Annotated in this window: 2 protein-coding genes; both read right to left on the reverse strand. The window is 66.4% G+C overall.

The genetic code is table 11. The annotated features are described in order from the left end of the window. On the reverse strand, positions 1–833 hold an 833-nt coding region (locus ACIRU3_RS47795; RefSeq protein WP_404070801.1), incomplete at its 3' end, for an alpha-amylase family glycosyl hydrolase. Further along, the coding region (locus ACIRU3_RS47800) for an alpha-glucosidase C-terminal domain-containing protein (protein WP_404070804.1) at positions 830–1,264 on the reverse strand (435 nt) is incomplete at its 5' end. The genes ACIRU3_RS47795 and ACIRU3_RS47800, both read right to left, overlap by 4 nt.

Consider the following 1,264-nt stretch of genomic DNA (forward strand, 5'->3'; position numbering starts at 1 on the left):
CCGGAGGCGTAGTCGCCGAAGTAGTCGACCACGTCCTCGGGCCACTGGTTGGCCTCCGCCAGCAGCACGGTGTCCGGGTACTGGGTGTCGATCTCGCGGCGGACGCGCCTGAGGAAGGCGTGCGTGGCGGGCAGGTTCTCGCAGTTGGTGCCCTCGGCCGCGTAGAGGTAGGGGACCGCGTCGAGTCGGTAGCCGTCGATGCCCAGGTCCAGCCAGAACTTCAGAGCGGCCAGGATCTCCTCCTGCAGGGCCGGGTTCTCGTAGTTGAGGTCCGGCTGGTGGGAGAAGAAGCGGTGGAAGTAGTACTGACCCCGGACGGGGTCGAAGGTCCAGTTGGAGGCCTCGGTGTCGACGAAGATGATCCGCGCGTCCTCGTACTGCTTGTCGTCGTCGGCCCACATGTAGAAGTCGCCGTAGGGGCCGTCGGGGTTCTTGCGGGACTCCTGGAACCACGGGTGCTGGTCGCTGGTGTGGTTCATGACGAAGTCGATGATGACGCGCATGCCGCGCTGGTGGGCGGCGTCCACGAACTCCACGAAGTCGGCCAGGTCACCGAACTCGGGGAGTACGGCGGTGTAGTCGGAGACGTCGTAACCGCCGTCACGCAGAGGCGACTTGAAGAACGGCGGCAGCCAGAGGCAGTCGACGCCGAGCCACTGCAGGTAGTCGAGTTTGGCGGTCAGGCCCTTGAGGTCGCCGATGCCGTCGCCGTCGCTGTCCTGGAAGGAGCGGACCAGTACCTCGTAGAAGACGGCACGTTTGAACCACTCGGGGTCCCGGTCCTTGGCCGGAGTGTCCTCGAAAGTGTCCGGCACGGGGTCGTTGACAGTCATGACGCTGAGGGCCCTCCGATCTGTGGCTTCGATCGCCCGACGTGGAGCACATGCGCCGGCGTCCGGCCGGGCGTGAGGCGCACGAAGTTGGTCCTGCCCCAGTGGTAGGTCTCCCCTGTCAGTTCGTCGCGCACGGACAGGGCAGCGTTCCAGTCCAGGCCGAGTTGCGGCATGTCCAACGAGACCGTGGCTTCCTGGGTGTGGTGGGGGTCGAGGTTGACGACCACGATGACCGTGTCCGGGCCCGTGCTCTTGCTGTAGGCGAGCACCTGGTCGTTGTCGGTCCGGTGGAAGCGAAGGTTCCGCAGGCGCTGGAGCGCAGGGTGCTCTCGGCGAATGGTGTTCAGCCGGGTGATGAGGGGGGCGATGGTGCGGCCCTCGCGGGCGGCGGCTGCCCAGTCGCGGGGTTTGAGCTGGTACTTCTCCGAGTG

This window comes from Streptomyces sp. NPDC101151 (assembly GCF_044768335.1).
Lineage (GTDB): Bacteria > Actinomycetota > Actinomycetes > Streptomycetales > Streptomycetaceae > Streptomyces.